Source organism: Caldimonas hydrothermalis, from assembly GCF_056746695.1.
Window position 1 is genome coordinate 86,798 of sequence record NZ_JBWQXA010000003.1, and the last position, 25,190, is coordinate 111,987.

Consider the following 25,190-nt stretch of genomic DNA (forward strand, 5'->3'; position numbering starts at 1 on the left):
CCTGCCCCCTTGGGGACGCAGGCAGAAAAAGGCCCTGCGCGTCGCGCAGGGCCTGGACCGGGTCAGGGGGCAGGGGCGGTCTTCAGCGTCCAGCAGGCGGCTGTAGCGCCCGCTCCAGGGCGCGGGCAGGATCCTCCTCGTCCTCGGCGGCAGCCGGGGCGCCGGCTTCGGGCTCGCTGGCGGCCTCCTGAGCGGGATCGGACGGGGCCTCCTCTTCTTCCTGCTCGGCACCGAACTCGGGATCGACCGGGATCTGCAACTGCTGCATCACCTCCTCGGCGCTGAGCTTCTCGCCCTGGGTGATGTTGCCGGTCACGAGGCCGGGGAAGGCGATGACGACGCCGACCATGACCAACTGGATGCAGATGAAGGCGATCGAACCCTTGTAGATCTGCGGCGTGCTCACCGCGGGGATCAGCTTGTTCGTGATGCGGTCGAGGTAGTCGGCCTTCGGGGCCACGCTGCGCAGATAGAACAGCGCAAAGCCGAAGGGGGGTGTCAGGAAAGAGGTCTGCAGGTTCATCGCGATGATCACGCCAAACCAGATCAGGTCGATGCCCATCTTGTCGGCCACCGGCGCGAGGATGGGGATCACGATGAAGGCGATCTCGAAGAAGTCGATGAACATCCCCAGCACGAAGACGAGGAAGTTCACGAAGATCAGGAAGCCGAGTTGACCGCCGGGCAGCTTGTCGAACAGGTGTTCCACCCAGATGTGGCCATCGGCCGCATTGAAGGTGAAGCTGAACACCGTCGAGCCGATCAGGATGAAGAGCACGAAGACCGACAACCGGGCTGTGCTGTCCAGCGCCTGCTTGAGCACCGCAAAGCTCAGCCGGCGGCGCGCGGTGGCCATGATCAGGGCGCCGACGGCCCCCATCGCGCCGCCTTCGGTGGGCGTGGCCACACCGAGGAAGATGGTGCCCAGCACCAGGAAGATCAACACCAGCGGCGGGATCAGCACGAAGGTGACCTGCTGGGCCAGGCGCGACAGCAGGTTCAGCTTCAGGAACTTGTTGATCAGCGCCAGCGTCAGCGCCAGCAGCGAAGCCACCGTGGTGGACAGGATGAAGACCTCATCCGTCGGGGCCGTCTCGAAAGGGCGCTCGACGAGGGGGTTGATCACGGAGGCATGGATGCGGGACCAACCCACCGCTGCGGCGGCGCACACCAGCATCAGCACGATCAGCGAGCGGTGCCCGCTGCTCCCGCCGGGTTCGCGGTAGATGCGTGCTTCGGGCGGCAGGGCCGGCACCCAGGACGGACGGAAGATGGCGATGGCGACGACAAAGAGGATGTACAAGCCGATCAGCAGCATGGCCGGAATCAGGGCGCCGGCGTACATGTCACCCACCGAGCGGCCGAGCTGGTCGGCCATCACGATCAGCACGAGCGAGGGGGGCACGGCCTGGGCCAGGGTGCCTGAGGCGGTGATGGTGCCGGTGGCGATGGTGCGGTTGTAGCCATAGCGCAGCATGATGGGCAGCGAGATCAGGCCCATCGAGATCACCGCGGCGGCCACCACGCCGGTGGTGGCCGCCAGCAAGGCACCCACCAGGATCACCGCGATGGCCAGGCCGCCGCGCACCGGGCCGAAGACCTGGCCAACGGTGTCGAGCAGGTCCTCGGCCATGCCCGAGCGTTCCAGGATGATGCCCATCAGCGTGAAGAACGGGATGGCCAGCAGCGTCTCGTTCTGCATGATGCCCATCACCCGCAGCGGCAGCGCCTGGAACAGGTTGGCGCCGAACAGGCCGAGCTCCATGCCGATGAAGCCGAACAGCAATCCGGTGGCGGCCAGACCGAAGGCCACCGGGATTCCGCACAGCAGGAAGAACAGCAGTCCCGCAAAAAGGACGGGGACGAAGTTGTTGGTGAGGAATTCGCTCATGACTGGGTTTTGGCGGCGAGGGGATCGTGGGCCTGGGCTTCCTGCGCGAGTTCTTCGGCCAGGCGCTCGGTTTCGCTCTTGCGTTCGATGTGGGAGAAGGGCTCGCTGCGATGCCCGGTCAGGAAGGCGATGCGCTTGATGAGCTCCGAGACGGCCTGCGCCAGCAGGATGGCAAAGCCGGCCGGGATCAGGAAGTACACCGGCCAGCGCACCAGCCCACCGGCGTTCTGCGACATCTCCCCGCTGTGCCAGGCGTTGACGAACAGCGGCCAGGACAGGTTGATGAGGATCAGGCTGAGCGGAATGATGAACACCACCAGCCCCAGGATGTCGATGAAGGCGTTGGTGCGCTTGGAAAAGCGCGAGGCGATGAAGTCGATGCGCACATGGGCGTTGTGCAGCAGCACGTAGCCCACACCCAGCATGAACACAGTGGCGAAGAGATACCACTGGATCTCCAGCCAAGCGTTGGAGCTGGTGCTGAGGGTCTTGCGCACGATGGCATTGGCCGCGCTGATGAGCACGGCCGCCAGGACCAGCCACATGATGACGCGGCCGATCTGTTCGTTGATCCAGTCGATCGCTCTGGACAAGCTGAGCAGGATGTTCACGGGGACTCCAAGAACGTGGAACTGCACAGGCCAACCGCACCGTCTGCGGCCCGCGGCGGGGGCGGGCCGGTCCTGGGCGCAGCAGACCGGGGGTGGCACGGCAAAGGGGGGCTGGGCAGGCTTGTTCAGGGTTGCGCCGCCCAGGCGGTGGGTGCCGCCGCGCACTGTAAGGAGCTTGAACTGAATATCGCCTGAACGCTGCGCGTGTTTGCGCGAATTCTAGGGAAGACCCCTAGAAGCACGGCATGGCGATGTCCCGGCCGGGCGCGACGGTGCACCAGGGTGGGGAGCGAGGGCGCTCCCGAGACGGAATCAGCCGGCCGCGGTGGCGGCCTGGTAGAGCCGGGCGCTGCGGGCGCCCGAGCGACAGAACATCAGCACCGGGCGAGGCAGGGCGGCCAGCACCTCGGCCGCCTGCGCGATCTGCTCGGGCGTGTGGCCCATCGACGGGACGGGCAGGTGGACGTACTGCAGCCCGGCCGCGCGCGCGGCCGCCTCGATCTGGGCGCTGGTGGGCTGATCGGGGCCGCCTTCGAAGTCGGGGCGGTTGTTGATGACGCTCTTGAAGCCGGCGGCCGCGGCCTCGGCCATGGCCGAGGGTTCGAGCTGGGGGGCGACGCAGACGTCGGGGGCGATGGCTTGGACAGGCAGGGACATGGCAGGGACTCCTTGTGCGCCGTTCACCGGCTGAGGGCTTGCTTGACGGCGGCAGACACCAGGCCCATGTCGGCGCGGCCGGCCAAGGCGGCCTTGGCGGCCGCCATGACCTTGCCCATGTCGCCCGGGCCGGCTGCGCCCACCTCGGCCACAATGCGCCCGATTTCCGCCGCGATGTCTTCGGGGCTCAGGCGCTGGGGCAGGTAGGCCTCCAGCACGGCGATCTCGGCGTTTTCCTTGTCGGCCAGGTCGGTGCGCCCGGCCTGGGCATACTGCCCGGCGGCGTCCTTGCGCTGCTTGATCAGCTTGTCGATGATGCCGATGACCGCGGCGTCATCGAGGGTGATGCGCTCGTCGACTTCCTTTTGCTTGATGGCAGCCAGCAGCATGCGGATGGTCGACAGGCGCTCACTGTCCTTGGCGCGCAGGGCGGCCTTCATGTCGTCGGAGATGCGGTCCTTCAGGCTCATGGGGGTCTTGGGTGGAAGCAAAGGAAAGTATGCCGCGATCAGGCCAGAAAGCACAAAGCCCGCCGGGCGTCCCCAGGCGGGCTTGGGTCAAGCCGGGCTGCACGACGGGGCAGCCGCTGCCGGGCTTCTTCAGTACAGCTTCTTGGGCAGCTGCATGCTGCGCACGCGCTTGAAGTGGCGCTTGATGGCGGCTGCCTTCTTGCGCTTGCGCTCGGCCGTGGGCTTCTCGTAGAACTCGCGGGCACGCAGCTCGGTCAGCAGGCCCAGCTTTTCGATGGTGCGCTTGAAGCGGCGCAGGGCCACGTCGAACGGCTCGTTTTCTTTGACGCGAATGGTAGTCATTGAGAATGCGGATCCTTGAATCTCTTGGCGCCTCGCCCTGAGGCCCTGTCCGAACCCATGGGCGCCCTGGTGTACGGCCAAGGCCGAAGACGCACGGTTTGCCAGCAAAGACAATGATTATAGCCAGCCCGGGCTGCTTTGCAAAGCAGCCCGCCCTGCAGCTCAAGGCATGGCGGCGGCCATGGCGCGCGCGCAGGCGGCGGCGCTGGCCCAGGCCCACTGGAAGTTGTAGCCGCCCAGCCAGCCGGTCACGTCCACCACCTCCCCGACGAAATGCAGGCCTGGGATGCGGCGGCTTTCCAGGGTTTGCGAGCTGAGTTCGCGGGTGTCCACGCCCCCGGCCGTGACCTCGGCTTTGCGGTAGCCCTCGGTGCCGCTGGGCAGGAGCTGCCAGGACTGCAGCCGCTGCGCCAAGACGGCGAGGTCGCGGTCCCGGGTGTCGGCCAGCGCCCGGGCCCCGTCCATCCCCAGCGCGTGCAGCCAGGCCTCAGCCAGGCGCTGGGGCAGGTGTTCGGCCAGCACGGTGGCGAGCTGCCGGCGCGACCCGGGCTTGGCGTTGCGCAGGGCCGCGGCCAGGTCCAGGCCGGGGCACAGGTCGATCGTCAGCGGCTGGCCTGCCCGCCAGTGGCTGGAGATTTGCAGCACGGCCGGGCCGCTCAGGCCGCGGTGGGTGAAGAGCAGGTCCTCGTCGAAGTGGCCCTGCGCGCGGCCTTCTCCGGTGCGGATGCTCACGGGCAGGGCCACGCCGGCCAGCCCGGAAAAGGGCGCCCAGACCTCGCCGTCGAAGGTCAGTGGCACCAGGGCGGGACGGGTCTGGACGATGCGGTGGCCGAACTGGCGGGCCAGGCGGTAGCCGAAGTCGCTGGCGCCGATCCGGGGGATGGACAGCCCCCCGGTGGCCACGACCAGGCGGGTGCTGCGCACGGTGCCGCGGTCGGTGTCGCATTCGAAGCCGGCGCTGCCGTGGCGCACCGCGGCCACGCGACAGGGTTGCCAGCGCGTGACGCCGCCGGCTTCGCATTCGCGCAGCAGCAGGCGGATGATGTCTTCCGAGGACTCGTCGCAGAAGAGCTGGCCCTTGTGCTTCTCGTGCCAGCCGATGCGATGGCGCTGCACCAGGGCAATGAAGTCCTGCGGCGTGTAGCGGGCCAGGGCCGAACGGCAAAAGTGCGGGTTCTCGGACAGGAAGTTCGCCGGCCCGGCGTCACGGTTGGTGAAGTTGCAGCGCCCACCGCCGGAGATGCGGATCTTCTCGGCCACTTTCTCGGCGTGGTCGATCACGAGCACGCGCAGGCCTGCCTGCCCTGCGATGCCGGCACAGAACAGACCGGCCGCGCCTGCGCCGATCACCACCACGTCATAGGAATGCACGGCGCGCAGTGTAGGGCCACGCTACCATCGGGGGGCAGGATTTCACGCCTTTGTGGGGCCGGGAGTGGGACATGCAACTGGACGTGTGGTGGGCTTATTTCTTCGCGTGCTGGGCGATCGCGCTGTCGCCGGGCTCGGGGGCCGTGCTGTCGATGAGCCACGGGCTGTCCTATGGGGTGCGCTCGGCCAGCGTGACGATCGCCGGGCTGCAAGTGGGGCTGACGATCGTGCTGGTGATTGCCGGGGCCGGGCTGGGCGCGTTGCTGCTGGCATCGGAGACGGCCTTCACCGTGGTGAAGTGGGCCGGCGCGGCCTACCTGGTGTGGCTGGGCCTGAAGCAATGGCGTTCGAGCGCTGCGATCGCACCGGGGGCGGTACGCCTGCCGCCGCTGTCGGCACGCCGGCGCTTCCTGACGGGACTCCTCACCAATGCCACCAATCCCAAGGGCATCGTCTTCATGGTGGCCGTGCTGCCGCAGTTCATCGACCCGGGCCGACCCTTGCTGCTGCAGTTGTCCATCCTGGCCGCCACGATGTGCGTGGTGGATGTGATCGTGATGCACGGCTATGCGGCACTGGCCGCGCGACTGCAGGGTCTGCTGCGCACCCCGCATGCCGTGCGTTGGCTCAACCGTGGTTTCGGCGGGGTGCTGATGGGCATGGGGGCGGCGTTGGCCGCGTTCAAGCGGCAGCCGCTGTGAGGGGGGTGGCGTCGTGCCGGGGCAGGGCGGCCAAGCCTTGCAGCACGTCGCCCACGACGATCACGGCCGGGCTGCCGAGGTTTTCGCATTGCACGGTGGCGGCCAGGGCGTCCAGCGTGGTCACCGCATGGCGCTGCTGCGGCAGGGTGGCGTGCTGCACCACCGCCGTCGGCGTGTCGCCGCGCAGATGGGTGCGCAGCCCTTCGGCGATGCGCGGGTGGTGGGCCACACCCATGTAGATGACCAGGGTGAAGCCCTGGGCGGCGGTGGCCGAGAGCTGGGCCCAGTCGAGGTCGGACCGCCCGTCCCCGGCATGGCCGGTGACGAAAATCACACCATGAGCATGGTGGCGGTGGGTGAGGGGCACGCCCAGGGCCGTGCAGGCCGCCAGGCCGGCGGTGATGCCGTTGATCACCTCGACCCGCAAGCCGGCGGCGCGCAGGTGCTCGGCCTCCTCGCCGCCGCGGCCGAAGATGAAGGGGTCTCCGCCCTTGAGCCGCACGACGCGTTCGCCGCGGCGGGCCTCGGTGATCATCATGCGCTCGATGAAGTCTTGCGGGGTGGAGCGGCAGCCGCCGCGCTTGCCCACCGGCACGATGCGCGCGCCGCGCCGGGCGTGGCGCAGCACGCCATCGCCGACCAGGTCGTCGACCAGCAGCACGGTGGCGCGGCGGATGGCCCGCACGGCCTTGAGCGTGAGCAGTTCGGGGTCGCCAGGGCCGGCGCCGACCAGGGTGACGAGCGGTGCCTGGCAGGCGCGGGGCGGGTCAGGCCGATGGGTCATGGGATGGAGTCCTGGTGTCCTGTGACCCAGACAGCGCTTGCAAGAGGCATTCCACCTGTCGCAGCAGCGGGACCGGCGTGGGTCTCGCGCCGCTGACCACGGCCTGGATGTAGTGCGCCGTCGTGGCGGCATCGCACTGGGCGGGCAGCAGCGGCAGCTCGGTCAGCACGCCCTCGCGCGCGGCGATCCCCAGCTCAGGGCGGGGCCGGCCCGCCAGGAAGACGTCCATGCGCGGTGTGCGGCGCGGGTCGGCAAAGGGCTCGCCTTCGGTGCCCCGCAGCAGCATCGCGTGGGCTGCGGTGGCCTGCAGGAACTGCGTCAGCAAGGCCCCGTACTCGGGGTGGGTGTAGTTCACGACACGCAGGCCTTCGCCCGGGTCGAGCAGCTTGGCCACGGTGTGACCGGGATTGCGCAGGCCGATGACCCAGCGCACGTCGAGCAATCGCGCCAGCGGCGGGCACAGATGCCCGGTGCGGATGTAGGCAGGCTCGTCTCGGGCCCAGCGTTGCTGCAGATCGCCGGGGGTTTCGGCCGGCGCCAGGCCGAGATGGCTGAAGATCTCGGCGGTGGTGACGCGGCCCGGGTCGTCGGGCATGCCATGCACCAGCACGGCCACCCCCGCGCGCGACAGCATCAGGGCCAGCAGTGCGGTGAGGTTGGGCAGCTTGCGCGCGCCGTTGTAGGACGGCAGCACGACCAGGGGGCGGCCGGGGGCGATGGGCAGGCAGCGCTCTCGTGTGGCCTGCAAGAAGCCGGCCAGCTCCTCGACCGATTCGCCCTTGATGCGCATCGCGATGGCAAAGGCGCCGAGTTCGAGGTCGCTGACCCGGCCGTCGAGGACCTGGCACATCAGATCGTGGGCCTGCTCGCGGTTCAGCGAGCGGGCGCCTTCCTTGCCGCGGCCGATCTCCTTGATGTAGGGGGCGATGCTCATGAGGTCGTGTGTCGGGTGTCCGATCCAGGCAGGGGCCCCATTGTCACGCGGCCTGCAGGCTGGTGCGCACCAGCCGGCGCAGTTCGGGCACGCACGAGCCGCACTGGGTGCCACAGCGCCGTTCAGCCTGCAGACGGGCCAGGCGGTCTTCGGCGCTGCCCTGGCATTGCGCCAGGGTGGCGAGGATCTCGCCTTCCGTGACGTTCAGGCAGGTGCACACCTGGCGGCTGCGCGGGGCCAGCGTTGCCGGCGGCTTGGCGCCGGGCGCGAGCAGGGCGCGGCCATAGGCCTGGGCGGGCGCTTCGTCTTGCAGCAGGGCGCGCACCCAGGACTCGGCGCGGGTGTCGCCGGCCAGCATGAAGGCTTCGAGCCGGGCGCCCTGGGGGCTATCCCCCCGGGGCACCAGGCGCATCGCACGGCGCTGGCCCCGGCGGCGGTCGGCGTAGCGCAGCACCTCGGCGCCGGCCAGGCCGAGTGCCTCCTCGATGTGCGCGAGCCACTCGTCGCCGGGGGGCTCGTAGGCGGCCGCCCGAAAGAGCACCCCCAGCACGCCGCGTTCGCTGGGCTCGCGCCCGAAGGGTACGCAACTGGCGTAGGCGAAGCGTGGCATCAGCTCGCGCAGGGCCGCGATGGCGCGATGGGCCTGGCCCACCGGCAGCCAGGCGGCCGCGAGCAGGGTCCACGGCAGTTCGGCCTTGAGCACCTTGACGGCCGCGTGCTTGAGCTCGGGCTGCTTGGATGTCGGGCACAAGGCGGGGGTGGTCAGGGCATTGACGCCGGCCAGGCGCTCGCCAGTGCTGCTGGCACCGGAGAGGAACTCCTCGCCCCAGTGCATGGCCAGGAAGGCCTGGGACAGGCCCACCTGCTCGCTGCCTTGGACCGGCAGCACGATGGAGCCGCGCCGGGACGTGAGATGGACGAGGTCGCCGTCCTTCAGGCCACGCCGCGCCATGTCCTGCGGGTGCAGTTGCACGGCGGGCTCGCTCACATGACCGAACAACCGCCCGAGCAGGCCGGTGCGGCTCATGCCGTGCCAATGGTCGCGCAGCCGGCCGGTGGTCAGGCTGAACGGGTAGCGGGCATCGCGTGGCTCGGCCAGGGGGGTGTAGGGCACGTCGGCAAAGCGCGCACGCCCATCGGGCGTGGGGAAACACCCGTCTTCGTACAGCCGCGCGCGCGGGGCCTGGCCCTCGGGGCAGGGCCAGTGCTGCGGGCCCTCGTGCTCCAGCCGCGCATAGCTCAGGCCGGTGATGTCCAGGTCGCGCCCGCGGGTGGATTCGCGGTGCTCGTTCCAGATGGCCTCAGGGGTGTCGTAGGGAAAGAGCGTGGCCTGGCCGTTGCGGCGCGCGCTCCAGCGGGCTTCGAGCCGGTGGGCGAACTCGACCGCGATGCGCCAGTCGGCACGGGCCTCGCCGGGCGGCGCCACGGCGGCCCGCACGCGGCTGATGCGGCGCTCGCTGTTGGTGACGGTGCCTTCTTTTTCGCCCCAGGTGCTGGCCGGCAGCAGCAGATCCGCGTAGGCGCAGGTGGCCGTGGTGGCGAAGGCTTCCTGCACCACGACAAACTCGCAGCGCTCCAGTGCCGTGCGCACGGTGGCCTGGTCGGGCAGGGACTGCGCCGGATTGGTGCAGGCGATCCACAGCGCCTTGATCTCGCCGCGGGCGGCGGCCTCGAACATCTCGACGGCTGTCTTGCCCGGCGTGGCCGGTACGTCAGCCACTCCCCACAGGCGGGCGACTTCGGCACGGTGCTGCGGGTTGGACAGGTCGCGGTGCGCCGACAGCAGATTGGCCAGGCCGCCGACCTCGCGACCGCCCATGGCGTTAGGCTGGCCAGTGAGCGAGAAGGGCCCGGCGCCGGGGCGGCCGATCTGGCCGGTGGCCAGGTGGAGGTTGATGAGGGCGGCGTTCTTGGCGGTGCCGCTGCTGCTCTGGTTCAGGCCCTGGCAGTACAGCGACAGCGTGGCGCGGGACTGTCCGAACCATCGGGCGGCTTCGATCAGCGCGGCCGTCTCGATGCCGCACAGCCGGGCGCTCTCCCGGGGAGAGAAGTCGAGGACGCGGCGCCGCAGGGTCTCGAAGCCTTGGGTGTGGGCCGCGATGAAGGCCGGGTCGGTGAGCTGCTCCCACAGCAGCACGTGCAGCATGCCATGGAACAGGGCCACGTCGGTGCCGGGCTGGATGGGCAGGTAGAGGTCGGCGAACTCGGCCGTCTCGGTGCGGCGCGGATCGGCCACGATGATCTTGAGGCGCGGGTTCGCGCGCTTGGCATCCTCGATGCGCCGGAACAGGATGGGATGGGCGTAGGCCGTGTTCGAGCCGACGATGAAGATCACCTCGGCATGGTCGACGTCCTCGTAGCAGTTGGGCGGTGCATCGGCGCCCAGCGTCAGCTTGTAGGCCGCCACCGCACTGCTCATGCACAGGCGCGAGTTGGTGTCGATGTTGTTGGTGCCGATCAGGCCCTTGGCCAGTTTGTTGAAGACGTAGTAGTCCTCGGTGAGGAGCTGGCCCGAGATGTAGAAGCCCACGGCATCGGGGCCGTGGCGATCGATGATGTCGCCAAAGCGGGTGGCGGCTTCGTCCAGCGCGGTGTCCCAGCTGATGGCCTGCGGTGCCTGCCCACGGTGGGCCCGGCGCATCGGTCGCAGCAGCCGGGTGTGCGCGATGAGCGGCGCACTGGCGGTCAGGTGCAGGGTGCTGCCCTTGGTGCACAGCCGGCCGAAGTTGGCCGGATGCTCGGGGTCGCCGCGCACGCCGATGATCTGCTCGCCCTGCGACTCGATGATCACGCCGCAGCCGACCCCGCAGTAGGGGCAGGTGGAGCGCGTGTGCCGGACCGGCGCCTGTGTCATGCCGCTGCCTTCACCTCGTCCAGGGCCAGGGTGTTCAGCTCGTCCACGTCGAGGTAGACCTGGCCGGATTCGATCTTCACCGTGAACCGCTGTGTGCAGCCCTGGTCGGGCTCCCGGGCGCAGCCGTCGTCCAGACCGATGGTCCAGTTGTGCAGCGGGCAGGCCACGCTGGTGCCGAAGACGATGCCCTGGCTCAGCGGGCCGCCCTTGTGCGGGCAGCGGTCGAGCAGCGCAAAGACCTGGTCGTCGGCATTGCGAAAGACCGCCACCGCGCCGCCGACAGGGCGTTGCACGCGGCGTGCGCCCAGCCGGGGGATGTCCTCGACGTGGCAGATGGGTTTCCATTGAGTCATGTGGGGCTCCTCCTTGGGGTCAGGCGCTCAGCGCCTCGAACTGGCGGGTGTCGACCTTGGCCTTGTCGAACTCGAACCACGGATCGGGCTCGCCGTCCAGCGAGAACTGCAACCGCTCCCACAGGGCCCGGCGACCCTCGGCATCGTCGAGGATGCGCTTTTTCACGTAATCCAGGCCCACACGGCCGACATAGTGGCAGGTGCGCTCGAGGTACCAGCCCTCCTCGCGGTAGAGCTGCAAGAAGGCGCCGCTGACTTCCAGCACTTCCTCGGCCGTGCGCACCTTCACCAGGAACTGCGCCACCTCGGTCTTGATGCCACCGTTGCCCGCGATGTAGATCTCCCAGCCCGAGTCGACGCCGATCACGCCGACGTCTTTGATGCCGGCCTCGGCACAGTTGCGCGGACAGCCGCTGACGGCAAGCTTGACCTTGTGCGGGGCGTACATGCGCCACAGCGCGCGCTCCAGGTCCTTGCCCATCTGTGTGCTGTCTTGGGTGCCGAAGCGGCACCATTGGCTGCCCACACAGGTCTTGACCGTGCGCAGCGCCTTGGCATAGGCATGGCCCGAGGGCATGCCGAGATCGCGCCAGACGTGGACGAGGTCTTCCTTTCTCACGCCCAGCAGGTCGATGCGCTGGCCTCCGGTCACCTTGACGGTGGGGATCTTGTACTTGTCCACCACGTCGGCGATGCGGCGCAGCTCGTCGGCGGTGGTCTCTCCGCCCCACATGCGCGGCACCACCGAGTAGGTGCCGTCCTTCTGGATGTTGGCGTGGCTGCGTTCGTTGATGAAGCGCGATTGCGGGTCGTCCTGGGCCTCCTTGGGCCAGGTGGACAGGAGGTAGTAGTTCAACGCCGGCCGGCACGTGGCGCAGCCGTTGGGCGTGCGCCAGTTCAGGTGGCGCATCACCGCGTCGATGGTGAGCAGCTTGCTGCCGTCGGCCAGCGGCGTGCGGATGGCCTGGCGCACCTCCTCGTGGCTGTGGTCGGTGCAGCCGCACAGGGCCTTCTTCTTGGGCGTGGCCGAATAGTCGCCGCCGGCGGTGAACATCAGGAGCTGTTCCACCAGACCGGTGCACGAGCCGCAGGAGGCGCTGGCCTTGGTGTGCTTGCGCACTTCCTCCAGCGTGAACAGGCCCTTGTCCTTGATGGCCTTGCAGATGGCACCCTTGGTCACGCCGTTGCAGCCACAGACCTCGTCGCTGTCGGCCATGGCTGCGGCCTTGTTGTGGCCTTCGTGGCCGGTGTCGCCGATGTTCGATTCTCCGAACATCAGCCGGTCGCGGATGTCGTGGACGGGACGCCCCTCGCGCAGCAGCTTGAAGTACCAGGAGCCGTCGACCGTGTCGCCATAAAGACAGGCGCCCACGAGCTTGTCATCCTTGAGCACGAGCTTCTTGTAGACCCCGCCGTAGGGGTCGCTCATCACGATCTCCTCGGTGCCTTCCCCGCCCATGAAGTCACCGGCCGAGAACAGGTCGATGCCGGTGACCTTGAGCTTGGTGGACACCTGCGAGCCCAGGTAGCGCCCGATGCCGAACTGTCCGAGATGGGTGGCGCAGACCTTGGCCTGTTCGAACAACGGGGCCACCAGGCCGTAGGCCACGCCGCGGTGCGAGGCGCATTCGCCCACTGCGTAGATGCGCGGGTCGGTGACGGTCTGCATCGTGTCGGTGACGACGATGCCGCGGTGGCAGTGCAGGCCGATCCGCTCGGCCAGTTCGGTGTTGGGTCGGATGCCGGCGGCCATGACCACGAGGTCGGCCGGCACCTCCGAGCCGTCCTTGAATTGCACGGCCATGACGCGCCCGTCGGGGCCGCCGATCAGGGCCTGGGTCTGGGCACCGATCAGGAACTTCAGCCCCCGTGCCTCCAGCGACTTCTGGAGCATTCTGCCGGCTACCTCATCGAGCTGACGCTCCATCAGCCAGGGCGCGATGTGCACCACGCTGACCTGCATGCCACGCAGCATCAGGCCGTTGGCCGCTTCCAGGCCCAGCAGGCCGCCGCCGATCACCACGGCATGCCGGTACTTCGCAGCCGCCTCGATCATCGCGTTGGTGTCGGCGATGTCGCGGTAGGCGATCACGCCATCGAGATCCCTGCCTGGCACCGGCAGGATGAAGGGGTTGGAGCCGGTGGCCAGCAGCAGGCGATCGTAGGCGGCCTCGGTGCCGTCCTCGGCGCGCACGATGCGGCGGCTGCGATCGACTTCCACCACCTTCTTGCCCAGATGCAGGGTGATGCCGTTGTCCTGGTACCACGACACCGGGTTGAGAATGATCTCCTCCAGCGTCTGCTCGCCCGCGAGCACCGGCGACAGTGCGATGCGGTTGTAGTTGGGGTGCGGCTCGGCACCGAAGACCGTGATCTCGTAGAGATCGGGCGCGATCTTCAGCAACTCTTCCAGGGTGCGCACGCCGGCCATGCCGTTGCCCACCATCACCAGTTTCATCTTCTTCATTTGCCGAACTCCATCAATGAGCCTGCCCGGGCAGAAATAGCAAGGGGGATGCCACGACGCGAGGGACCGCAGCCGCCGGTGTGCACCGTTGCGGGGCTTGCGTGGCGACGCGCTTTGGGCAACAGTGCCGAGCCGTCCTTCTTTGGCGCCCGTGCGCCCTTGCATCCATGAGTTTCGACGTCGACATCGGCCATGCCAGCGAGCGCGGGGCGCGTGAGCACAACGAGGACTTCGCCGCGGTGATGCAGCCGGCGCCCTCGGACGAGATGCGCGGCCTGATCGCGGCCGTGGCCGACGGCGTGGCCAGCGCAGGTCAGGGCCGGCTGGCGGCGCAGACCACGGTGATGAGCCTGGTGCAGGATTTCCATGCCGTGCCCGAGACCTGGGACACCACGGTGGCGCTGGACCGGCTCATCGGCGCACACAACGCCTGGCTGGCCGGTCACAATCGGCGCGGCAGCGCGCAGGCAGCGGCCATGTGCACGCTCACGGCACTGGTGCTGCGCGGACACAGCTACACGCTGGCCCATGTGGGCGACACGCGGGCCTGGCTGCTGCGCGAAGGCGAGTGCGTCCAGCTCACGCAGGACCACAGTGTCGATCATCCCGACCTGCGCCATGCGCTGTCGCGCGCGATCGGTCTGGACGACCATGTGCGTGTCGACTACAGCCAGGGCGAGCTGCACCGCGGCGATGTCTTCGTGCTCACCAGCGATGGCGTGCACGGGGTGCTGCGCCGGCGCGACCTGGCGGCGCTGGCGCGCGAGGGGTCGGCCCAGGCGGCCAGCGAAGCGCTGGTGCGTGCTGCCCTGGCCGCCGGCAGCCGTGACAACGCCACGGCGCTGGTGATCCGTGTGGCCGGGCTCGCGGCCGGTCGCCTGGAGGACCTGTTGCTGCGCGGCCGCCGCCTGCCGGTGCCGCCCCGCTTGCGGGTCGGTGACACGCTGGACGGCTACACCGTCACCGCGGTGCTGGCCGACAACGGGGTGCACCGTCTCTACCAGGCGCGTGAGCGCAGCACACAGGCCCTGGTGGTGATCAAGACCCTGCACGAGGCCCGGGCGAGCGACCCCGAAGAGCGTGCGATGCTGGCCCACGAGGCCTGGCTGGGCAGCCGCGTGGCCCGCGATCGATCCAGCGGCCTGGTGCAGGTCCACGACCTGGCCGATCCCAGCGCCTTTTACGTGGTGTATGACTGGCATGGCGGCCAAACCCTGGAGCAGCTCATGGCCCGGGGGCAGCCCCTGGGCGTGCCAGAGGTCGTGGAGGCCGGTCGTGCGGTGCTGGGGGCCTTGGGGCGACTGCACCGCCAAGGCGTGATCCACCGGGACGTCAAACCGGCCAATGTGCACCGGGGCGAGGACGGCCGGTGGCGGCTGCTCGACCTGGGCGTGGCCGTCTCGGGACGCGAGCCCGAGGCCGCGCGCAGCCTGCACGCGGGCACGCCCAGCTACATCAATCCCGAACAGTGGTTGCCGGACGACCCGCTGCCGGCCGACGCCGCCAGCGACCTCTACGCGCTGGGGGTCACGCTGTACCAGGCCCTCACCGGCCGGCTGCCCTATGGCGAGGTCGAGCCCTATCAGCTCGCCCGCTTCCGCCACGATCCGCGCCCGCCTTCGCAGTGGCGCCCGGATGTGCCCGTCTGGCTGGACCACGTGGTGCTCAAGGCCGTGGCGCGCGAGCGCCGCCAGCGCTTCGAGACGGCCGAGGAGTTCGCGTTGGCGCTTGAGCGCGGGGCCTCGCGGCCCTTGCCGGCGCAGCCGCCCACGCCGTTGGTGGCGCGCGATCCGGCCGCGCTGTGGAAGATCGCGCTGGCGGTCTCCTTGCTCTTCAATGGGCTGCTCATCGTGTGGCTGCTTTTCCTGCCACGCTGAAAGCTGCCGGGGGGGAGGGGAGGTCCTCATCGCCGGCTCCGCTCACTTTGCCATGCCGCGCAGCTCGGCGCGCCCGTAGTCCTGGGGCGCGGCCTCGACGGGGACCGTGCGCGCGCGGCCTCCTCTTTCAGCCCAGGTGCGCGTCCAGCGGATCTGCACGATGCGCAGCATCACCAGCAGGCCCAGGGACAGCACAGCGAAGGAGACGAAGCCCCAGAGGTAGGTGCCGGCATACTGTTTGGACACGCCCATCGCATTGGGCAGGAAGCCGCCCCCCAGGGCCCCGATCTCGCCGATCATCGAGCCTGCGACGGCGGTGGTGAGTGGCCAGCGCAGAGGCACGAGCTGGAACAGGGCACCGTTGCCCGCCCCCAAGGCGGCGAAGCACAGCATGAAAAGCAAGGTGGTGACCACCACCGAGCCGCCGGCGAAGCCGCACAGCACCAGGGTGACGCTGACGATGAGCAGCACACCGGTGAGCGTGGTCACGCCGCCCACGCGGTCGGAGACGTAGCCACCCACCACCCGCACGGCCGATCCCATCAGCGTGGCCAACATCGTGAGCTGCCCGGCCTCCACCTTGGTCACCTTGAATTGGTCGTAAAAGTAGGTGGGCAGGAAGCTGGCCAGGCCGATGAAGCCGCCGAAGGTGACGATGTAGATCAGGCTGAAGGCCCAGCCGTCCTTCTCGAACAGGCAGGAGACGTGCTCGCGCAGGGTCTGGCGCTCACGGTCGGGCGGCTCCTTGGCGGCCCACCACATCACGACCATGGGCAGCAGCATCGTGAGGGCGGCCAGACCGTAGACCGTCTGCCAGCCGAAGTGCGTGGCCAGGGGCGGGGCGAACAGCACGGCCAGCACCGTGCCGGAATTGCCCGCCCCGGCGATGCCCATCGCCAGCCCCTTGTAGCGCGGCGGATACCAGCCGCTGCCCAGGCTCAGCGCCACACCGAAGCTGGCCCCGGCGATGCCCAGCAGCACGCCCATGGCCAGCACGCGGTCGTAGCGGTCCACGAAGAAGTAGCCGTAGACGAGGGCCAGCACGATCAGGCCCATCTCCACCATCGCGGCGTTCTTGCGGCCGATGTACTGGGCCAGCACGCCCAGCGGGAAGCGCATCAGCGCACCGGCGAGGATGGGCACCGAGATCATGAAGCCCTGCTGTGCTGGCGTGAGGTGGAAGCTCTCGCCGATGAACGGGCCCATCGCGCCGTTGAGCACCCAGATGGCGAAGCAGAAGTCGAAATAGAGAAAGGACGCGAACAGCGTCGGCCAGTGGCCGGATTTCAGGAAAGTCGTGGAGCCGGACATGACGAGCCTCGGTGAACCCGCAGCCCTGCGGGCCGGCGGGAAGGGAGGCACTGCGTTGCGCACAGCATCATGCGCAGGACCGGCGGTGCGGTGCACGGTCCGGGTGCGGCGTTGCACCCTGCGGCGGTTCAGCAACATCCGTGCCAGGGCGGGTGCTGGACGACCCGTGCCGCGGCGGGTGCGAAGCTTGCTAGACGCCCAGGGTGTGCCTCTGTCCGGAGTCTCGCCCTGAACGCCACTGCCTGCCGCCCTGTCTCCATCCTCGTTCTGGGCGAGGACCCGCTGCGCTGCGCCACCCTCGAGGCCGATCTGGGCGCCATGGGCTTTCACGTGCTTGGTGCCACCGGCTGCCACATGCTGGTGCGCGAGGCGGTGCGGCTCGCACCGGATGGGGTGGTGGGCTGGGCGGCACACCTCGACGAGGCGTGTGTACAGGCGCTGGAACGCCTGCGTGACACCGAGCCTCGCCCAGTGCTGCTGTACACGGCCGACGCGGAGGTGGAGCGCCTGGCCCGCGCGCTGCAGGCCGGGGTGCACGGCTGTGTGGTGCAGGCCTATGCACGCGAGCGGCTGCGCACCGAATGGGCGCTGGCCCGGCTGCGCTTCGAGCAAGAGCGGACCTTGCGTGAAGAGCTTGCGGCCGTGCGGCAGCGCTTCGAGGAACGCAAGCTGGTCGACCGCGCCAAGGGCCTGCTGATGCGGGCCACCCAAATGAGCGAGGACGAAGCCTTCCGGGTCCTGCGGCGCTCGTCGATGCAGGCCAACCGGCGCGTCGGCCTGGTCGCGCGCGATCTGATCGACGCTGCCCGGCACGGCGAGGCCGTCAACCGGGCCGGCCAGCTGCGCATGCTCTCGCAGCGCCTGGTCAAGCTCCATGCCCTGCGGGCCTGCGGCCTCGAGGCCGAGGACAGCCAGGCAAGGCTGGTGGCCTCCGTGCAGCGCATCGACGAGAACCTGGCGTTGCTGACACGTCATCTGTCGGCCGCCAGCTTCGGCGACTTGCTGGCCGCGGTGCAATCGGCCTGGGCGGCGCTCAAGGACGGCCTGGGCCGCACCGCCATGGTGCAGGATCTGCCCGAGGTGGATGCCCAGGCCGAGCGGCTGCTCGAGCAGGCCGAGCGGCTGACCACGATCTTGGAGCAGGCCGGCCCGGCGGCCACGCTGCACGTCATCAACGTGGCCGGACGCCAGCGCATGCTCTCGCAGCGGCTGGCCAAGCAGGCCCTGCTGGCCCACCTGCTGCCCGCGCCGCACGACAGGAAGGCCCTGGCTGAGGCGCAGGCCACGCGCCAGGCCTTCGAGCAGGCCCAGGCCTACCTGCAGGCCCTGCCGTTGGCCGGCGCGGAACTGCGTGAGTCCCTGCAGGCCGCGGCGCAGGCCTGGTTGGCCCTGCTCGACGGGGCGAGCCAGGCCCACGAAGCGGCGGGCCGGATCGCCCTGGCCCGATCCAGCGAGGCCCTGCTCACCGAACTCGACCGCCTGACCGAACGCTACGAACTGAGTCTCGAGCGGCTGCTCGGTTGAGATTTTTCTGTGCGACATGCCCCAAATAGGGGGGGTGGTCCGGATTACGCGGTTGCCGGAAGGGGTGACAATCCCCCAAAAGGCGGATGCCCCTGCCTGCAGCAGTTCCTTCCCCATGAATGACTTGATCGCCGGCTTCGCGCGGCACCGGCCGCCCCATGCGTCGATGGATGACAGTGCCGACACCGATTCGGGCGACCCGTTGGCCCAGGTTCTGGCTCAGACCCGACGCAGCGGCCTGGGCCTGGAGGCGCTGGTGCACCTGCTCCAGGCGGCCTGCGAGCAACTGCCCACCGGGGTCTTCGTCAAGGATGCCCAGGGGCGCTATCTGTTCGTGAACGCCGCTGCCGCGGCCGTGCTCGGCCATTCGGTGCACGACGTGGTCGGGCACACCGATGCGGAATTGCTCGATGCCGAGGCGGCGGCGGTCCTGAAAGAAGGGGACGAGGCGGCTCGCGCCCAGCGCCTGCCGCTGCAGCGCGAGGAAAAGCTCACCTCCCGCGCCCTGGTTTGCACCCGCATGGCCGTGCCGTTGGAAGGGCACGGCGTGGGCCTGGCCGGCCTATGGCTCGACTTCAGCGAACTGCGCCGCACGCAGGACAAGCTGCGGCACGCGCTGCATCTGCTGGAGCAGCAGCAGCGGCAGAACGAGGACCTGCGCCAGGAACTGCGCGACCAGGGCGTGCGCGACCCGCTCACCGGGGTGTACAACCAGCGTCATTTCGACGAGCAGCTTCGGCGCGAGGTCGACCTGTCGGCGCGGGAGCATCGCGAGTTCGCGCTCGTGGCCATCCAGGTCGACGACCTCGAGGATCTGGTGGCCCGTCATGGCCGGCAAGCCGCGGACCGCTGCCTGCAGTCACTGGGCCAACTGCTGCGCGGCAACACCCGCGCCATGGACGCCCCCTGCCGGATCGGGGTCGACCGCTTTGCCGTGCTGCTGTCGGGCGTGGGCCTGGCCACGGCGCATGCCCGCATGGAAGGGGTGCGCCGTCAGTGCGAGGCCCAGATCGTCATGCACGACGGCCAGGATCTGCGCTTCACCGTGTCGATGGGGGTGGCCAGCTTCCCGCACACCAGCGACGATCTGCCCGGCCTGCTGCGGCTGGCCGAGCAGGCGCTGTCGGAAGCCCGGCGCCGTGGGGGCAACGGCGTGGTGCTGGCCAGCATTCCCTTCCGGCCCCGGCCGTCCGCAACGGCGCCGGCGATCTGATCCGCAGCGCGCGAGGGCGGCTCAGCCGGCCAACCCCTTGTAGAGCATGTAGGCCGCCAGCCCGTAAAGCAGCATGGCGAAGGCGCGCTTGAGCTGCTTCACGTTCATCGCATGCGCGGCGCGCGCGCCCAGCGGGGCGAACATCACACTGGTGGCCGCGATCAGCGCCAGCGCCGGCAGGTACAGAAAGCCGAAGGCCCCGGGCAGGGCCGGCGGCAGCGACCAGCCGCCGATCACATAGCCCGCCACATTGGCCAGCGCGATCGGGAAGCCCAGCGCGGCACTGGTGGCCACGGCGTGGTGGATGGCCACGTTGCACCAGGTCATGAAGGGCACGGAGACGAAGCCGCCGCCGGCACCCACCAGGCCCGAGAGGAAGCCGATCACGCCACCGGCAGCCACCTGTCCAGCCGCACCGGGCATCTGTCGCGTGGGCTTGGGCTTCTTGTCCAGCAGCATCTGCGTGGCCGAGAAGCCCACGAAGGCCGCGAAGAACAGGGCCAACCACTGGCCCTTGAGCAGGGCGAACACCCCCGCGCCGGCCAGCAGGCCGCCCAGCACGATGCCCGGTGCCAGGCCGAGCACCAGGTCCCAACGCACGGCGCCACGCTTGTGATGGGCCCGCACGCTGGAGATCGAGGTGAACAGGATCGTGGCCATCGAGGTGGCAATGGCCATCTTCACGGCCAGTTGCGCTTCGACCCCCCGCTGCGCCAGCAAGAAGGTGAGGAAGGGCACCAGCAGCATGCCCCCGCCGATGCCCAGCAGGCCCGCCAGGAAACCCGTGAAACAGCCAAGCACCATCAGCTCGGCGATGAACAGCCATTCGAGACTCAAGACAGCTCCAGCAAGGCAAGGACGGCCCGCCATTGCTCGGGCGTGACGGGGGTGATGGACAGGCGGTTGCCCGGCTGCAACACGCGCAGGGTCGCCAGCTCGGGGCGCGTGCGCATCTCCTTGAGGGACAGCAGCCGGGTCTTGCGCACCAGCTTCACGTCGCGCAGCATCCAGCGCGGGGCCTCGGGGCGCGAGGCCGGGTCGTGGTAGGGGCTGGACGGGTCAAACTGCGTGGGGTCGGGATAGGGGTCGCTCACCACCTCCGCCAGCCCGGCGATGCCCGGCTCGGGGCAGGACGAGTGGTAGAACAGCACACCGTCGCCGATGCGCATCGCATCGCGCATGAAGTTGCGCGCCTGGTAATTGCGCACACCGGTCCACGGCACGGTCTGCCCGGGTGCGGCGGCGAGATCGTCGATCGAGCATTCGTCCGGCTCGCTCTTCATGAGCCAGTACTGCTGTTGTTTTTGCGGCATGGGCGAGAGGACGGCAGACGGGGTGTCCGCCGCGAGCCGGGAGCCGCATTCCTGAACCCAGGGGATTCAGGTGGGCGAGGTCAGCCAGGCCTCGGGTTCGTCTGACGCGAGACGATCGCACCAGCCAGGCAATGTTCCAGGCCCTTGCTCGATGAGCATCGGTTCAAGGAAATATAGAACTCCCGCGAACGCGACGGACATCGCGATTCTACGCCCGGCACGGCGGCGGGCTTGGCTGACCGGGAGGCCGTCAGAACAGGCGACCTTCCTGGCTCAAGGCCTCGTCGATGCGTGCCACCAGAGCGCGCAGCGCCTGGGCGTCGGTGGGCGAGGCCGGGTCCACCGGGCCAGTGGAAGGGGCTGGAGCCGGCGCAGGCGCTGGGCGGTTGGCCAGCTCGAAGGCGATGTTCAGCGCGGCCAGCACGGCGATGCGTTCGCGCGCCTTGACCTTGCCGGCGTCGCGGATCGCGCACATCTCCCGGTCCACTGCATTGACGGCTTCGAGCAGGGCCGCCTCGCCACCGTCGGCGCAACCCAGGATGTAGCTCTGGCCCATGATGGTCACTTCGATCTGCTTCATGAACGCTCCTGTCGGTCCTCGGTGGCCTGGGCCGGCTCGGCCGGCAGGTGTTCGAGCAGGGCATCGATGCGCGCGCGTGCCGTGTTGAGCCGCTGGCGCAGGCTGTCGCGCTCCTGGGACACCTGGCTGAGCTGCTGCTGGAGCAGTTCGTTGGTGCGCCGCAGCTCCTCGTGGCGCAGCAGCAGGCGCTCGATGCGATCGGCAAGTTCGTCGATGGTTGACATGAGGCGGCCCGTCCTTGAACAGGCATTGTAGGAGCCTGCTGCCGGTGGCGGCTCGCCGGCGCTCAGCGGGCCGGGCACAGGACTCCCTACAATGCCCCGGGCGTCCGATGCCCGCACAGGCCAATGAAGCCCGACCCCGACCTTCACCTCATTCTCGGTGGTGCCCGCTCGGGCAAAAGCCGCCATGCCGAAGCCCTGGCCCGTCAGGCCGAGTCGGCGGGGGTGCGCATCGTCTACATCGCCACGGCCTGGGCCGGCGACGAGGAGATGCGCGCGCGCATCGCCGAGCACCAAGCGCGGCGGCCGGCCTCCTGGGTCAGCCTCGAGCTGCCCGACGCCGACTTCGCGCTCGCCGACATGCTGCGCGCACAGGCGGCCCAGGACCGCTGCCTGCTCGTCGACTGCCTCACGCTGTGGCTGGCCCAGCACCTGTGCCCGCCGCCGGGCGTGCCCGCGCGTGATGCGAAGGCCGAGGTTGACGCCCTGCTCGAAGTGCTGCCGGGCCTGAGCGGCCGGGTCATCTTCGTTTCCAACGAGATCGGCCTGGGCGTCATGCCCGTGGGCGCCGAAACGCGCCGCACCGTCGATGCGCTGGGCCGGCTGCACCAGCAACTGGCCGAGCGGGCACGGCGCGTCACCCTGATGGTGGCGGGCCTGCCCCTGGACCTGAAACCTCTGCAAGGACACCGCTGATGACCCCTGCCGACCTGCCCCGTATCCTGCCGACCGAAGAGGCCCGCCTGCGCGAGCGCCTGCAGCACCGGCTGGACCGCAAGACCAAGCCGCTGGGGGCCCTCGGCCGGCTCGAAACCCTGGCGGTGCAGATCGGCCTCGTGCAGGCCAGCGAGGCGCCGGCGCTGCGCGAGCCGCAGCTCGTCGTCTTTGCCGGCGACCATGGCCTGGCACGCCAGGGGGTGTCGGCCTATCCCAGCGACGTCACCTGGCAGATGGTCGAGAACTTCCTGGCAGGGGGCGCGGCGGTGAGCGTGCTGGCCCGCCAGCACGGCCTGGCCCTGCGCGTCGTTGACGCGGGCGTGGCGCATGACTTTCCCCCGCGCGAGGGCTTGCTGATCCGCAAGATCGCCCCCGGTACGGCCGATGCCAGCACCGGGCCGGCGATGACACCTGACCAGTGCTGGGCGGCGCTGCAAGCGGGCATCGAGGTGGTGCGCGGCCTGCCTGGCAACGTGCTGCTGCTGGGCGAGATGGGCATTGGCAACACCTCGGCCGCCGCGCTGCTGTTGGCGCGCGTGGCCGCCGTGCCGCTGGCCGAATGCGTGGGCCGGGGCACCGGGCTCGACGATGCCGCTCTGGCGCACAAGCGCGCCGTGCTGGAGCGCGCCTTGCAAGTCAATGTGGCCGCCGCATCGCCCCTGGAGGCGCTGGCGGCCCTGGGCGGCTTCGAGATCGCGATGATGACCGGTGCAGTGCTGCAGGCCGCCCACGAGCGGCGCCTGGTGGTGGTGGACGGCTTCATCACCGGCGCGGCCGTGGTGGTGGCCCATGCGCTGGCGCCCGAAGTGCTCGACTACTGCGTGTTCGCGCATCGCTCGGAGGAGTTGGGCCACCGCCGCATGCTCGCCCATCTGGGCGTCGAGCCGCTGGTGGACCTGCGCTTGCGCCTGGGCGAGGGCTCGGGGGCGGCCCTGGCCTGGCCGCTCATCGTCTCCAGCGTGAAGCTGCTGGCCGAGATGGCCAGCTTCGAGTCGGCCGGGGTGAGCGAGCGCTCATGAGCCCCCTGGGCCATGAACTGCGGCTCCTGGCCATCGCCTGGCAGTTCTTCACCCGCATCCCGTTGCCGCGCGCCTGGGTGGCTCGCGCTGGCTACGCGCCCGAATGGCTGCAGGCCAGTGCACGGCACTTCCCGCTGGTGGGTGCGGTGGTGGGCGGCTTCAGCGCCGCCGTGTTCATGCTGGCCGCGCTGCTGCTGCCGCCGGCAATCGCCGTGGGGCTGGCGATGGCGGCCAGCCTGTGGATGACGGGTTGCTTCCACGAAGACGGCTGGGCCGACACCTGTGACGCCTTGGGCGGCGCGGTGAGCCGGGAGCGGGCGCTGGCCATCATGAAGGATTCGCGCATCGGCACCTACGGCACGGTGGGCCTGGTGATGATGCTGGGCCTGAAGGCAGCAAGCCTGGCGAGCCTGCCCATCGCCTGGGTGCCGGTGGCCCTGGTGCTGGCACACACTGTCTCGCGCACCGTGTCGGTGGGCCTGATCCGCGCCCTGCCCTATGGGGGCGACCCGCAGCATGCCAAGGCCAAGCCGCTGGCCACACAGTTGTCCGGCCCCGGGTGGGCGGTGGCGCTGGGCTGGGCCGCATTGGCCGCCTTGGGCGCTGCATGGGTCCTGCCACCATGGACGGTGGCTGTCGCCCTGGCCGCAGCGGCGCTGGCCGGCCTGTGGTGCGGCCGCTGGCTTCAGCGCCGCCTCGGGGGCTACACCGGCGACGGGCTCGGTGCCGCCCAACAGCTCTCGGAGCTGGCGCTCTACCTGGCCCTGGTGGCAAGCCTGCGATGGATCTGAACTTGCGCCTGTGGCGCCACCCTCGGCCTGAGGGGGCCGAAGGCCTGTGCCTGGGGCGCACCGACCTGCCCGTCGACCCGCGCCGCGCCCGGCGCCTGGCGCATCGCATCCGCCAATGGGCTCGGGGCGAGGCGGGCCCCCGCGAGGTGTGGACCTCGCCGCTGCAGCGTTGCCGCGCCGTGGGCGAGAACCTGGCGTCCTGGGGCTGGCGTCACCACCTCGACGAACGCCTGCGCGAACTGGATTTCGGCGACTGGGACGGGCGGGCGTGGGCACACATCCCCGTCGAGGCCATCGATGCGTGGTGCGCGGACCTGCGCTTTTTTCGACCGGGCGGCGGCGAGAGCCTGGACGATCTCGCGCGGCGCTGCGCCGATTTTCTCGCCGAGTGCGGCGCGCAGCGGCGCTACGTCGTCACGCACGGCGGGTGGATGACCACGGCCTGGCATCTGGCCCAGGGCCGGCCGCTGCCGGCCACGGCGGCGCTGTGGCCGGCCGCACCGGCGCATGGCCAGGCGCTGGAGCTCGTTCAGCGTGCCGCGGGTGCCGGCGTCTTGGGTGAGAACTCGCAGTAGCGCGCCACCTGGCACTGCCAGCAGCGCGGCCGGCGCGCCAGGCACACATAGCGCCCGTGCAGGATCAGCCAGTGGTGGGCATCCACGAGGTAGCGTGGCGGCACGCGTTCCAGCAGCTTTTTCTCCACCGCCAGCGGCGTCTTGCCCGGCGCCAGACCGGTGCGGTTGCTCACGCGGAAGATGTGCGTGTCCACCGCCATCGTCGGCTCACCGAAGGCGACGTTGAGCACCACGTTGGCGGTCTTGCGGCCCACGCCGGGCAGGGCCTCGAGCGCCTCGCGCGTGCGCGGCACTTCGCCCCCGTGGCGCTCGACGAGGAGTCGGCAGGTCTCCAGCAGGTGCTTGGCCTTGTTGCGGTACAGCCCGATGGTCTTGATGTAGCCGCACAGGCCGTCATAGCCCAGGGCCAGGATCTGCTGGGGCGTGTGGGCCACGGCAAAGAGCTTGCGCGTGGCCTTGTTCACGCCCACGTCGGTGGCCTGGGCCGACAGCAGCACGGCCACCAGCAGCTCGAACACACTGGTGTATTCCAGCTCGGTGTTGGGCTGCGGGTTGGCGGCCTGAAGGGTGGCGAAGAAGGCGTCGATGTCTTGCGGCGTCATGGGCCGCGATTG

At 69.7% G+C, this 25,190-nt stretch carries 25 protein-coding genes and 1 other RNA gene; 8 read left to right on the plus strand and 18 right to left on the minus strand.

Annotated features, from left to right (window positions below):
* Positions 1-82: 82 nt before the first annotated feature.
* The 6 genes from AC1ECW_RS05435 to AC1ECW_RS05460 form a co-directional block, all read right to left on the minus strand.
* The gene (locus AC1ECW_RS05435) at positions 83-1,891 is read right to left on the minus strand and encodes a TRAP transporter large permease (protein ID WP_481201358.1); all 1,809 of its coding nucleotides are present in this window, start codon (positions 1,889-1,891) and stop codon (positions 83-85) included.
* Positions 1,888-2,502 carry a TRAP transporter small permease subunit gene (locus tag AC1ECW_RS05440; RefSeq protein ID WP_481201359.1) on the minus strand — a complete coding sequence of 205 codons (615 nt, stop codon included), beginning with the start codon at positions 2,500-2,502 and terminating at the stop codon, positions 1,888-1,890. The genes AC1ECW_RS05435 and AC1ECW_RS05440 overlap by 4 nt, the downstream gene beginning before the upstream one ends.
* A gap of 312 nt (positions 2,503-2,814) precedes the next feature.
* Positions 2,815-3,159, minus strand: coding sequence for a protein tyrosine phosphatase family protein (locus AC1ECW_RS05445; protein WP_481201360.1), 345 nt, complete (start codon positions 3,157-3,159; stop codon positions 2,815-2,817).
* Positions 3,160-3,182: 23 nt separating this feature from the next.
* Positions 3,183-3,629 (minus strand): GatB/YqeY domain-containing protein, encoded by a 447-nt coding sequence (locus AC1ECW_RS05450; protein WP_409705992.1) that lies wholly within the window; start codon positions 3,627-3,629, stop codon positions 3,183-3,185.
* A gap of 129 nt (positions 3,630-3,758) precedes the next feature.
* Complete coding sequence (gene rpsU / locus AC1ECW_RS05455) at positions 3,759-3,971, minus strand: 30S ribosomal protein S21 (RefSeq protein ID WP_019559597.1); 213 nt, start codon at positions 3,969-3,971, stop codon at positions 3,759-3,761.
* Between the two features lie 162 nt (positions 3,972-4,133).
* Positions 4,134-5,342, minus strand: a complete 1,209-nt coding sequence (locus AC1ECW_RS05460; protein ID WP_409705995.1) for a BaiN/RdsA family NAD(P)/FAD-dependent oxidoreductase — start codon at positions 5,340-5,342, stop codon at positions 4,134-4,136.
* Positions 5,343-5,413: 71 nt separating this feature from the next.
* Here AC1ECW_RS05460 and rhtB point away from each other — a divergent pair, with 71 nt between their 5' ends.
* Positions 5,414-6,043, plus strand: coding sequence for a homoserine/homoserine lactone efflux protein (gene rhtB, locus AC1ECW_RS05465; RefSeq protein ID WP_409705998.1), 630 nt, complete (start codon positions 5,414-5,416; stop codon positions 6,041-6,043).
* On the opposite strand, the gene cobA is transcribed toward rhtB, so the two are convergent.
* From cobA to nirB, 5 genes are read right to left on the minus strand one after another with little or no spacing between them, the layout of a single operon-like run.
* Positions 6,024-6,827, minus strand: coding sequence for a uroporphyrinogen-III C-methyltransferase (gene cobA / locus AC1ECW_RS05470; RefSeq protein ID WP_409706001.1), 804 nt, complete (start codon positions 6,825-6,827; stop codon positions 6,024-6,026). The genes rhtB and cobA overlap by 20 nt on opposite strands.
* Entirely contained in the window at positions 6,811-7,761 is a 951-nt protein-coding gene (gene ybiB / locus AC1ECW_RS05475) for a DNA-binding protein YbiB (RefSeq protein WP_409706004.1), read from the minus strand. Before ybiB ends, cobA begins: the two co-directional genes overlap by 17 nt.
* A 43-nt stretch (positions 7,762-7,804) precedes the next feature.
* Complete coding sequence (locus tag AC1ECW_RS05480) at positions 7,805-10,615, minus strand: nitrate reductase (RefSeq protein ID WP_409706007.1); 2,811 nt, start codon at positions 10,613-10,615, stop codon at positions 7,805-7,807.
* On the minus strand, positions 10,612-10,968 hold the full coding sequence (nirD, locus tag AC1ECW_RS05485; RefSeq protein ID WP_409706010.1) for a nitrite reductase small subunit NirD: 357 nt from the start codon (positions 10,966-10,968) through the stop codon (positions 10,612-10,614). The genes AC1ECW_RS05480 and nirD overlap by 4 nt, the downstream gene beginning before the upstream one ends.
* A 19-nt stretch (positions 10,969-10,987) precedes the next feature.
* On the minus strand, positions 10,988-13,435 hold the full coding sequence (nirB, locus tag AC1ECW_RS05490; protein WP_409706013.1) for a nitrite reductase large subunit NirB: 2,448 nt from the start codon (positions 13,433-13,435) through the stop codon (positions 10,988-10,990).
* Positions 13,436-13,602: 167 nt separating this feature from the next.
* On the opposite strand from nirB, the gene AC1ECW_RS05495 reads away from it, so the two are divergent.
* Positions 13,603-15,312: a bifunctional protein-serine/threonine kinase/phosphatase gene (locus AC1ECW_RS05495; protein WP_409706016.1), complete on the plus strand. Its 1,710-nt coding sequence runs from the start codon at positions 13,603-13,605 to the stop codon at positions 15,310-15,312.
* A 42-nt stretch (positions 15,313-15,354) separates the two neighbouring features.
* On the opposite strand, the gene AC1ECW_RS05500 is transcribed toward AC1ECW_RS05495, so the two are convergent.
* Positions 15,355-16,623: an MFS transporter gene (locus tag AC1ECW_RS05500; RefSeq protein WP_409706019.1), complete on the minus strand. Its 1,269-nt coding sequence runs from the start codon at positions 16,621-16,623 to the stop codon at positions 15,355-15,357.
* A gap of 318 nt (positions 16,624-16,941) precedes the next feature.
* Here AC1ECW_RS05500 and AC1ECW_RS05505 point away from each other — a divergent pair, with 318 nt between their 5' ends.
* Positions 16,942-18,147 carry a type IV pili methyl-accepting chemotaxis transducer N-terminal domain-containing protein gene (locus tag AC1ECW_RS05505; RefSeq protein WP_481201361.1) on the plus strand — a complete coding sequence of 402 codons (1,206 nt, stop codon included), beginning with the start codon at positions 16,942-16,944 and terminating at the stop codon, positions 18,145-18,147.
* A 115-nt stretch (positions 18,148-18,262) separates the two neighbouring features.
* Positions 18,263-19,360: a sensor domain-containing diguanylate cyclase gene (locus AC1ECW_RS05510; RefSeq protein ID WP_481201362.1), complete on the plus strand. Its 1,098-nt coding sequence runs from the start codon at positions 18,263-18,265 to the stop codon at positions 19,358-19,360.
* Positions 19,361-19,381: 21 nt separating this feature from the next.
* Here the strand turns inward: AC1ECW_RS05510 and AC1ECW_RS05515 are convergent, their stop codons facing one another.
* The 5 genes from AC1ECW_RS05515 to AC1ECW_RS05535 all read right to left on the minus strand — a co-directional run bounded on the left by AC1ECW_RS05515 (position 19,382) and on the right by AC1ECW_RS05535 (position 21,477).
* Entirely contained in the window at positions 19,382-20,164 is a 783-nt protein-coding gene (locus AC1ECW_RS05515) for a sulfite exporter TauE/SafE family protein (RefSeq protein ID WP_409708561.1), read from the minus strand.
* Positions 20,165-20,193: 29 nt separating this feature from the next.
* Positions 20,194-20,673: an EVE domain-containing protein gene (locus tag AC1ECW_RS05520; RefSeq protein WP_481201363.1), complete on the minus strand. Its 480-nt coding sequence runs from the start codon at positions 20,671-20,673 to the stop codon at positions 20,194-20,196.
* A 21-nt stretch (positions 20,674-20,694) separates the two neighbouring features.
* A non-coding RNA gene (gene ssrS / locus AC1ECW_RS05525) (6S RNA) lies at positions 20,695-20,874 on the minus strand.
* A gap of 49 nt (positions 20,875-20,923) precedes the next feature.
* Positions 20,924-21,253, minus strand: a complete 330-nt coding sequence (locus AC1ECW_RS05530) for a cell division protein ZapA (RefSeq protein WP_409708542.1) — start codon at positions 21,251-21,253, stop codon at positions 20,924-20,926.
* Positions 21,250-21,477, minus strand: a complete 228-nt coding sequence (locus AC1ECW_RS05535) for a cell division protein ZapB (RefSeq protein WP_409708545.1) — start codon at positions 21,475-21,477, stop codon at positions 21,250-21,252. The genes AC1ECW_RS05530 and AC1ECW_RS05535 overlap by 4 nt, the downstream gene beginning before the upstream one ends.
* A 123-nt stretch (positions 21,478-21,600) precedes the next feature.
* On the opposite strand from AC1ECW_RS05535, the gene cobU reads away from it, so the two are divergent.
* Genes cobU through AC1ECW_RS05555 form a run of 4 tightly spaced genes read left to right on the plus strand, consistent with a single transcriptional unit; the run spans position 21,601 to position 24,576 of the window.
* On the plus strand, positions 21,601-22,170 hold the full coding sequence (gene cobU / locus AC1ECW_RS05540; protein WP_481201364.1) for a bifunctional adenosylcobinamide kinase/adenosylcobinamide-phosphate guanylyltransferase: 570 nt from the start codon (positions 21,601-21,603) through the stop codon (positions 22,168-22,170).
* On the plus strand, positions 22,170-23,210 hold the full coding sequence (gene cobT / locus AC1ECW_RS05545) for a nicotinate-nucleotide--dimethylbenzimidazole phosphoribosyltransferase (protein ID WP_409708552.1): 1,041 nt from the start codon (positions 22,170-22,172) through the stop codon (positions 23,208-23,210). The genes cobU and cobT overlap by 1 nt, the downstream gene beginning before the upstream one ends.
* Positions 23,207-24,001: an adenosylcobinamide-GDP ribazoletransferase gene (locus AC1ECW_RS05550; protein WP_481201365.1), complete on the plus strand. Its 795-nt coding sequence runs from the start codon at positions 23,207-23,209 to the stop codon at positions 23,999-24,001. Before cobT ends, AC1ECW_RS05550 begins: the two co-directional genes overlap by 4 nt.
* Positions 23,992-24,576 carry a histidine phosphatase family protein gene (locus tag AC1ECW_RS05555; protein WP_481201366.1) on the plus strand — a complete coding sequence of 195 codons (585 nt, stop codon included), beginning with the start codon at positions 23,992-23,994 and terminating at the stop codon, positions 24,574-24,576. The genes AC1ECW_RS05550 and AC1ECW_RS05555 overlap by 10 nt, the downstream gene beginning before the upstream one ends.
* Here the strand turns inward: AC1ECW_RS05555 and nth are convergent.
* Complete coding sequence (gene nth / locus AC1ECW_RS05560) at positions 24,531-25,178, minus strand: endonuclease III (RefSeq protein ID WP_409705904.1); 648 nt, start codon at positions 25,176-25,178, stop codon at positions 24,531-24,533. The genes AC1ECW_RS05555 and nth overlap by 46 nt on opposite strands.
* Positions 25,179-25,190: the final 12 nt, after the last annotated feature.

What these genes read in the sequence shown, in the direction of transcription:
- cobU (WP_481201364.1), top strand. Translation starts at nt 21,601, where the DNA reads ATGAAGCCCGACCCCGACCTTCACCTCATTCTCGGTGGTGCCCGCTCG.
- AC1ECW_RS05505 (WP_481201361.1), top strand. Translation starts at nt 16,942, where the DNA reads ATGGGCTTTCACGTGCTTGGTGCCACCGGCTGCCACATGCTGGTGCGC.
- rhtB (WP_409705998.1), top strand. Translation starts at nt 5,414, where the DNA reads ATGCAACTGGACGTGTGGTGGGCTTATTTCTTCGCGTGCTGGGCGATC.
- AC1ECW_RS05500 (WP_409706019.1), bottom strand. Translation starts at nt 16,623, where the DNA reads ATGTCCGGCTCCACGACTTTCCTGAAATCCGGCCACTGGCCGACGCTG.
- nirD (WP_409706010.1), bottom strand. Translation starts at nt 10,968, where the DNA reads ATGACTCAATGGAAACCCATCTGCCACGTCGAGGACATCCCCCGGCTG.
- cobA (WP_409706001.1), bottom strand. Translation starts at nt 6,827, where the DNA reads ATGACCCATCGGCCTGACCCGCCCCGCGCCTGCCAGGCACCGCTCGTC.
- AC1ECW_RS05495 (WP_409706016.1), top strand. Translation starts at nt 13,603, where the DNA reads ATGAGTTTCGACGTCGACATCGGCCATGCCAGCGAGCGCGGGGCGCGT.
- AC1ECW_RS05535 (WP_409708545.1), bottom strand. Translation starts at nt 21,477, where the DNA reads ATGTCAACCATCGACGAACTTGCCGATCGCATCGAGCGCCTGCTGCTG.
- AC1ECW_RS05515 (WP_409708561.1), bottom strand. Translation starts at nt 20,164, where the DNA reads ATGGTGCTTGGCTGTTTCACGGGTTTCCTGGCGGGCCTGCTGGGCATC.
- AC1ECW_RS05550 (WP_481201365.1), top strand. Translation starts at nt 23,207, where the DNA reads ATGAGCCCCCTGGGCCATGAACTGCGGCTCCTGGCCATCGCCTGGCAG.
- ybiB (WP_409706004.1), bottom strand. Translation starts at nt 7,761, where the DNA reads ATGAGCATCGCCCCCTACATCAAGGAGATCGGCCGCGGCAAGGAAGGC.
- AC1ECW_RS05445 (WP_481201360.1), bottom strand. Translation starts at nt 3,159, where the DNA reads ATGTCCCTGCCTGTCCAAGCCATCGCCCCCGACGTCTGCGTCGCCCCC.
- AC1ECW_RS05530 (WP_409708542.1), bottom strand. Translation starts at nt 21,253, where the DNA reads ATGAAGCAGATCGAAGTGACCATCATGGGCCAGAGCTACATCCTGGGT.
- nirB (WP_409706013.1), bottom strand. Translation starts at nt 13,435, where the DNA reads ATGAAGAAGATGAAACTGGTGATGGTGGGCAACGGCATGGCCGGCGTG.
- AC1ECW_RS05450 (WP_409705992.1), bottom strand. Translation starts at nt 3,629, where the DNA reads ATGAGCCTGAAGGACCGCATCTCCGACGACATGAAGGCCGCCCTGCGC.
- AC1ECW_RS05555 (WP_481201366.1), top strand. Translation starts at nt 23,992, where the DNA reads ATGGATCTGAACTTGCGCCTGTGGCGCCACCCTCGGCCTGAGGGGGCC.
- cobT (WP_409708552.1), top strand. Translation starts at nt 22,170, where the DNA reads ATGACCCCTGCCGACCTGCCCCGTATCCTGCCGACCGAAGAGGCCCGC.
- AC1ECW_RS05520 (WP_481201363.1), bottom strand. Translation starts at nt 20,673, where the DNA reads ATGCCGCAAAAACAACAGCAGTACTGGCTCATGAAGAGCGAGCCGGAC.
- AC1ECW_RS05435 (WP_481201358.1), bottom strand. Translation starts at nt 1,891, where the DNA reads ATGAGCGAATTCCTCACCAACAACTTCGTCCCCGTCCTTTTTGCGGGA.
- nth (WP_409705904.1), bottom strand. Translation starts at nt 25,178, where the DNA reads ATGACGCCGCAAGACATCGACGCCTTCTTCGCCACCCTTCAGGCCGCC.
- rpsU (WP_019559597.1), bottom strand. Translation starts at nt 3,971, where the DNA reads ATGACTACCATTCGCGTCAAAGAAAACGAGCCGTTCGACGTGGCCCTG.
- AC1ECW_RS05510 (WP_481201362.1), top strand. Translation starts at nt 18,263, where the DNA reads ATGAATGACTTGATCGCCGGCTTCGCGCGGCACCGGCCGCCCCATGCG.
- AC1ECW_RS05480 (WP_409706007.1), bottom strand. Translation starts at nt 10,615, where the DNA reads ATGACACAGGCGCCGGTCCGGCACACGCGCTCCACCTGCCCCTACTGC.